Genomic DNA, 6,594 nt, shown 5'->3' with positions numbered 1-6,594 from the left:
CGTTGCTCACTACTTGCACACACAACTGGACGCCAAAACCCTGACATTGGTGGGCTTACAAGAGCATTTCCAATTGCTACAACGTCGTCCTATCCAGCAGGTGAACGTCACCCAACACGAACTCTCCAGCTATGACCAACTCCTCAGCCCCCGAGTTAGTGACACACCCCATCAGCCCTTACCAGAGCCTCAGTCTTTACCTCAAGCAACTGCACCTCTCCCATATGCTGGCCCAGTGGGAGGAACTCGAACAACAGGCGATGCAGGAAGGATGGTCGCACGCCCAGTTCTTGCTGGCACTGTGCGAATTGGAGGTGCAACACCGCTGGAATACCCGGCTCAAGCGCGCCCTCAGCGAGGCCCAACTGCCAAACGCAAAAACCCTCTCCAACTTTGAGTGGAGCCATATCCCAAACTTCAATCCGGCTCCACTGATGAACTTGGCGGATGACCCAGGGTGGTTGGAGCGGGGGGAGAACTGTCTGATTTTCGGGGCTTCAGGGGTTGGAAAGACGCATCTAGCCAGTGGTGTGGCCCGTCGTATGGTGGAGTTTGGTAAACGCGTCAAGTTCTTTCCATCCCTCGCCCTGGTACAGTCCCTCCAGCAAGCCAAACTGAATCTAAGCCTACAAGCGGCCCTCAAGAAGTTGGACCGCTTTGATTTGCTCGTGCTGGATGATTTGGGTTATGTCAAAAAGTCCGAAGCAGAAACCAGTGTCCTCTTCGAGTTGATTGCCCATCGTTATGAGCGCAAAAGCTTACTCATCACGGCCAATCAACCCTTCAGTGCCTGGGATACCATCTTTAGCGATTCCATGATGACGGTCGCCGCTGTAGACCGTTTGGTGCATCATGCCTTGATTGTGGAAATCAAAACCGATAGCTATCGCAAACGGGCAGCAACGAACCGTTCTAGTAAGTCCGCCTCCTAGCTTTCTCATAGCGTGTGTCTGGTAAAGGCGATCCTATGGGGTCGTTGAGTCCTGCTGCTGTCACTACGATCTGATGTTGTCGTCGCGATCCGAAATTGTCGTCGCGATCTGATGTTGTCATTTCGATCCGAAATTGTCGTTGCGATCTGATGTTGTCGTTGCGGTCTATGTCTTTAACCCGTCAACTCTGCTGTCGCGACACCTCAACCCGCTTGACATTTGATAAGAAGCCACTGTATTAGCTCGGGGCACGTTGATTGATAACCAACGCCAACCCCTAGCCTTACAGCATGGCCGCATTCTCTCTCAATCTGATCCTGATTGGCCTGTGGTGGAAATTATCACCAACCGGGTTGGACGCTTTGTAGCACCAGGACTCAAACCAGGCCGCTATGAAATCTGGCTATTCGGCAACAATGCGCCAGTGACTACCTTTGAAATTCCAGCTGGAACCACGGGAATTTATAACCTTAATGTATTGGAGACAAGCCCCTAAACAATCTCAGTTTGGGTGAAGGGGGTTTTCGAGTGCTGCCCAGTGCATGGCACTCGAAAACTCCCTTCACCCAAACTGAAGATAAATACAGCGCTTTGCGCTTGAATCAGCCACGGTTATTTTTGTGAGAGCCGCGTTCAGCGCGGCTCTCACAAAAATAACTAGATTTTAAGCGCTTGAGAAGCATTGTAAGTAGGTGGTTACAGTGCTATGCCACTATTCAAAAATGTCTGAATATCTAACTCCTATTTCAGGATTGCTTTTGCAACGCTTTCATCAGTAATCAAACCGTTAATAATGCGGCCCCGAAGGGCACCTAAAATTGCATCCACTTTCTGCTCTGTTCCCGCCACCGCCACCATCAAGCGTTGGGTTGGTTGCTCCAGAGGAAAACTGGCAACTCGCAGATTTGTACTTTTTGAAAGGACAGTCCCGTACTGATCATAAGCCCAGCCACCGATCTCGCCTACCGCGCCCAATTCCATGAGTTGCGTAACTTCTTCATCATTGATAAAACCATTTTGATGAAGCGGGCCATTCCAGATCACCTGACCCACACCCACAAAAGTAATTTTTGCTTGCTCTGCTAAAGTCTTCACCGTCACAAACGATCGCTGGGTTTGTAACAGGTCGCGCTCTTCAGCACTGGTAGCCACAACCGGGGTTGGCACCAGATACACTTGAGAGCCAATTCGGTCTGCCAAGCGCATGACAACCTCATGCCGCCCTGCTCGGCCATACTGTGACATATTGCCAATAATCGAAACAATCTTATGCTGAGGTTGGTGCATTGGTGAAATCTGATCCACCATGGCCCGTAGACTGCGACCCGAAGAAAAAGCCAGAATGTTAGGAGTTTTGCTCGCTAGATAATATTCTAAATGCGTAGCTGCACATACACCGATGCCGCTCACAGCCTCACCATTTCCTGCATCACTCGGTACAACCTCGCAAAGCTTCAACTCAAATTTATCCCGTAGGGCCTCGGCTAAGGCAATACACTCACTCAGGGGATGGTCCAGTCGAAACTTGATAAGCTTCTCACTAACAGCCAAAGCCACTAAGCGTTGGGCAGCTTGCCGGGAAACATTCAACTTCGCAGCAATCTCTTCTTGGGTATTGCTGGCGATGTAATAAAGCCACGCTGCGTGAGCCGCCTGATCGAGTTTGCGATCGCGCCGTTCCATCACTCTTTTTCCCTTCGTTCTTGGCTAGCCTCGTTTGTTCACACTTTGAGCATATGCCCGAGGTCAGGTTTTTTGCCCATATTTATGCCTTTTGATGGATTGCAGTTTTCTGAACATAACGGCTTATTTTGATTGTTTCCCTCAACACTATTTCCTCAGAAACGGGTTACATGCCTGTAACCGCATATACCTTTAGGAGCAGAAGGGCGATTTGCCAATCATTCCTACAACAGCTTGACAGCCCATCCATGAGAAACTGTCATCTAATTAATGCCACCCGTAATTTCTAGGTTAAACCCAGTTATATAGCTAGATTCATCACTCAGTAAAAAAGCTACCCCCTGAGCCACCTCCTCTAAGCTTCCCAGACGGCGCATAGGAACTGAGCCAATCATTTGCTGCTCTACAGTTTTGGGATTGGCGTCAAAGTATTGAGAACCTACAGCAGCCTGTAATTCTGTCTGCCGAGTCCACATCATGCCAGGACCAATCAGGGCAGGGGAGAGGGCGTTGACCCGGATGTTATAGGCCGCTAAATCCTTAGCAGCGGTTTGGGTCATACCGACAACAGCAAATTTGGATGCACCATAGGCCAGCATGTTGGGGGGGCCTGCAACTCCGGCATGGCTAGCCATGTTAACGATCGCCCCACCTCCCATTGCCCGCATGTGTTGCGCTGCCACCTTGAGGACATGAAACACCCCTAACACGTTAATATCCATAACTTTACGAAAGTCATCTTCTGGGTACTCATCTGTTGTTGCAAAGGCTCCCTGAAACCCAGCGTTGTTAAAAACATAATCGATGCGACCCTGTTTTTCGGCAGCTTTGGCAAAGGCCTCGGCCACTGCATCGAACTGAGTCACATCACAACATTGCGTCACAACAGGTATGGAAAATTCTGAGAGTTGCTCTGCAGCGGCAGCCATTTTCTCAGCATTCAAGTCGAGCAGAACAATGGCGGCTCCATCTTTTGCGAAGCGCTGAGCAGTTGCTTTACCAATGTCTCCCGCTCCTCCGGTAATCAAAATGGTCTTGCCTGCGAAGTTGTAGCGTGCGATCGCGACCATCCCTAAGTTCCTCATCAATGAATATATGTTGCAAATGTCCATCGTCTTCTCAGGATTGGGAAGCAGGACGGTATTATTTCAATTATTGAGCAAATGCTCAGCAGAAGAGCAGAGTATCAATATTTGTTAATTTACCTTCTGGTAAAAATAAGGAGCCATAAGATGCTGAAGTTTCGCGCGGCTCGCGTGATTGGCGCTTTTTTAATTGGGATTTTGCTGGTTCAGCTGCATGCCTGCACTTTAGGAGGAGGTCAGCAAGCTGGTGACAACACCACGTTGACCATCGCCACGGTTAACAACAACGACATGGTAATCATGCAAGACCTGTCGGACGAATTTGAAAAAGCTCACCCTAACATTGACCTGAATTGGGTGGTTCTGGAAGAGAACGTGTTGCGCCAACGGGTAACGAATGACATTGCCAACAAGGGTGGGCAATTTGACGTTATGACTATTGGTACTTACGAAACACCTATTTGGGCAAAACAGGGATGGCTTTTGCCTCTAGAGAATTTGCCAGCAGAATATGACACGAATGATCTCCTGCCGCCTGTGAAGGAAGCATTGTCTTACGAGAATCAGCTCTATGCTCTACCTTTCTATGCAGAAAGCTCGATGCTCTATTACCGGAAGGATCTGTTTGAGCAGGCCGGCATTACCGTGCCGGATCAACCAACCTATGCTCAGGTGCGTGAGTGGGCTGACAAAATTAATGATCCTAATAATGGCGTGTATGGCATTTGTCTACGGGGCAAGCCAGGTTGGGGCGAAAACACAGCATACTTTACCACCCTGGTGAATACCTTTGGAGGAAAGTGGTTTGACACCAATTGGCAACCAGCGCTGAATAGCCCTGAATGGAAAGAAGCCCTGAATTACTATGTCGACATCCTCAAGAAGGATGGACCTCCAGGAGCTAGCTCTAACGGCTTTAACGAGAACTTGGCTCTATTCTCGACGGGTAAATGCGGGATGTGGATTGATGCGACTGTAGCGGCAGGTAAGTTAGCCGACCCGAAGGAGTCACAGGTAGCGGATACAGTTGGCTTTGCTAAGGCTCCTGTTGCCGAGTATCCTAATGGCTCGAATTGGCTGTGGGCCTGGTCTTTGGCGGTTCCGTCTTCTACGAAGTCGCCAGAAGCAGCAGAGCAATTTATTGCCTGGGCAACATCCAAGGAGTATGTGCAGTTGGTAGCCCAGGAGCGTGGTTGGGTAGCGGTACCGCCGGGAACACGAAAGTCTACTTACGAAAATCCAGAGTATCAAAAGGCTGCGCCGTTTGCATCAATTGTGTTGAGTTCGATTGAGTCAGCCGATCCCAGTAAGCCGACAGCAGACCCTGTACCTTATAAGGGCATTCAGTTCGTGGCAATTCCTGAGTTTCAGGCGTTAGGAACGCAGGTAGGACAAACGCTAGCCGCAGCTTTGACGGGACAAACGTCGGTGGATCAAGCATTGCAGCAAGCACAGTCGACAGCAGAAGAAACCATGAAGCGAGGCGGATACATCAAGTAATTTATTGGGGTTGACTAAAACCCTCCATAAATTACTAAATTACTCTGGGTAGGGTTGTAGTTGTCATGCTCGAAAGGTGATTAACCCTCAGTTAATCACCTCCTTGAAATGGGGCTGTATTAGAGGTTTAACTTGACCCTATCTCCTGTTGGGGGGCGTGGCTTGTCCCCCAACGCCCCCTCTGCAAGAAGTTGTCGGTGAGCGATAAGTGTAGCGCTTTGCATGGGCGAGCCTTGAATTTAGGTTTTTACACCACTTAAATAGACCTTCTCCGGCTCAAACTATCCAGACATCGGTGCAATTTAACAAAACTGATTTCCCTGCTTCTAGCCTCTGGCTAGACATTGTTACTCGAAAGCTCTACCTCATTTTAGGAGCAGTCTTGAGAATGAAAATTAGTGATTTTGAATGAGCGTTTCACCTTATTCAAATAAGCTTTTTGAGCTTCAGTTTATTTGTTTTTTAGCGTTTGCTTTTTATGTCCTATGGCTTCTACGTTGGCAGTTGAAGGCAAGAAGAAATCCACGTCCAGGCGGCAAGTGGCGACGTTGCCATTGGTCGGCCCATCTATCGTGGTTCTTTTGATCTGGATGATTGTGCCGTTGTTGATGACGATATGGTTTTCGTTGCAACGGTATAACTTGTTAAATCCCACCAACAACGGGTTTGTGGGGGTGGGAAATTATGTAGCTTTGCTGAGTTCGCCAGCATTGTGGATATCTATCTGGAATACGCTGATCTTAGTAGGGGCAGTACTGCTCATCACGATCGGGTTAGGAGTAGTGTTGGCGGTTTTGTTTAATGAAGAGTTTTGGGGACGTGGGGTAGCCCGGTTGTTGGCGATCGCCCCCTTCTTCGTTATGCCGACCGTCAGTGCCCTCATCTGGAAAAACCTGCTGATGCATCCGGTGAATGGATTATTCGCCTACATCACGCGTTCATTGGGGCTAGGGGCAGTTGACTGGTTTGCTCAGTACCCAATGCTGTCGGTCATTCTAATTGTGTCGTGGGAATGGTTACCCTTTGCGTTGCTGATTCTGTTGACGGCGATTCAATCGCTGGACCACGAGCAAGTGGAAGCAGCAAGAATGGATGGCGCGAAGGCAATGGACATTTTTCGGTATATCACCCTGCCGCATTTGGGGCGGGCGATCGCCGTTCTCGCCATGATCGAAACCATCTTTTTCCTCACCATCTTTGCGGAAATTTTCGTTACTACATCCGGAGGACCGGGGTTGGCAACGACGAACTTGGCTTACTTCATCTTTGTCCGGGCCTTATTTGAATTTGATGTGGGTGGTGCATCGGCCGCCGGTTTGATTGCGGTTGTGCTTGCCAACATCGTCGCTATTTTCTTAATGCGTAGCGTTGCCCGCAATGTTGATGCTTAATGG

General features: G+C 49.2%; 6 protein-coding genes. 4 read left to right on the top strand and 2 right to left on the bottom strand.

Annotation, left to right across the window (positions count from 1 at the left end; all coding sequences use genetic code 11):
* Positions 1 to 131 precede the first annotated feature (131 nt).
* Both istB and H6F91_RS02605 read left to right on the top strand, forming a co-directional pair.
* Entirely contained in the window at positions 132 to 932 is an 801-nt protein-coding gene (istB, locus tag H6F91_RS02610; RefSeq protein WP_190789210.1) for an IS21-like element helper ATPase IstB, read from the top strand.
* Positions 933 to 1,185: 253 nt separating this feature from the next.
* Positions 1,186 to 1,428, top strand: coding sequence for a hypothetical protein (locus H6F91_RS02605; protein ID WP_190772498.1), 243 nt, complete (start codon positions 1,186 to 1,188; stop codon positions 1,426 to 1,428).
* A 245-nt stretch (positions 1,429 to 1,673) separates the two neighbouring features.
* On the opposite strand, the gene H6F91_RS02600 is transcribed toward H6F91_RS02605, so the two are convergent.
* Both H6F91_RS02600 and H6F91_RS02595 read right to left on the bottom strand, forming a co-directional pair.
* Positions 1,674 to 2,615, bottom strand: coding sequence for a sugar-binding transcriptional regulator (locus H6F91_RS02600; protein ID WP_190772499.1), 942 nt, complete (start codon positions 2,613 to 2,615; stop codon positions 1,674 to 1,676).
* Between the two features lie 263 nt (positions 2,616 to 2,878).
* Positions 2,879 to 3,685: an SDR family NAD(P)-dependent oxidoreductase gene (locus H6F91_RS02595; protein ID WP_190772500.1), complete on the bottom strand. Its 807-nt coding sequence runs from the start codon at positions 3,683 to 3,685 to the stop codon at positions 2,879 to 2,881.
* Between the two features lie 162 nt (positions 3,686 to 3,847).
* Here H6F91_RS02595 and H6F91_RS02590 point away from each other — a divergent pair, with 162 nt between their 5' ends.
* On the top strand, positions 3,848 to 5,200 hold the full coding sequence (locus tag H6F91_RS02590; protein WP_190772501.1) for a sugar ABC transporter substrate-binding protein: 1,353 nt from the start codon (positions 3,848 to 3,850) through the stop codon (positions 5,198 to 5,200).
* Between the two features lie 485 nt (positions 5,201 to 5,685).
* On the top strand, positions 5,686 to 6,591 hold the full coding sequence (locus tag H6F91_RS02585) for a sugar ABC transporter permease (protein ID WP_190772502.1): 906 nt from the start codon (positions 5,686 to 5,688) through the stop codon (positions 6,589 to 6,591).
* Positions 6,592 to 6,594: the final 3 nt, after the last annotated feature.

Origin of the sequence: Leptolyngbya sp. FACHB-8, assembly GCF_014695575.1 — a bacterium.
Lineage (GTDB): Bacteria > Cyanobacteriota > Cyanobacteriia > Elainellales > Elainellaceae > Vacuolonema.
This window is presented reverse-complemented; position numbering and strand designations above follow the sequence as displayed.

Excerpts from the sequence above, each read along its gene's own strand:
- H6F91_RS02590 (WP_190772501.1), top strand. The coding sequence starts at position 3,848 with ATGCTGAAGTTTCGCGCGGCTCGCGTGATTGGCGCTTTTTTAATTGGG.
- H6F91_RS02595 (WP_190772500.1), bottom strand. The coding sequence starts at position 3,685 with ATGGTCGCGATCGCACGCTACAACTTCGCAGGCAAGACCATTTTGATT.
- H6F91_RS02600 (WP_190772499.1), bottom strand. The coding sequence starts at position 2,615 with ATGGAACGGCGCGATCGCAAACTCGATCAGGCGGCTCACGCAGCGTGG.
- H6F91_RS02585 (WP_190772502.1), top strand. The coding sequence starts at position 5,686 with ATGGCTTCTACGTTGGCAGTTGAAGGCAAGAAGAAATCCACGTCCAGG.
- istB (WP_190789210.1), top strand. The coding sequence starts at position 132 with ATGACCAACTCCTCAGCCCCCGAGTTAGTGACACACCCCATCAGCCCT.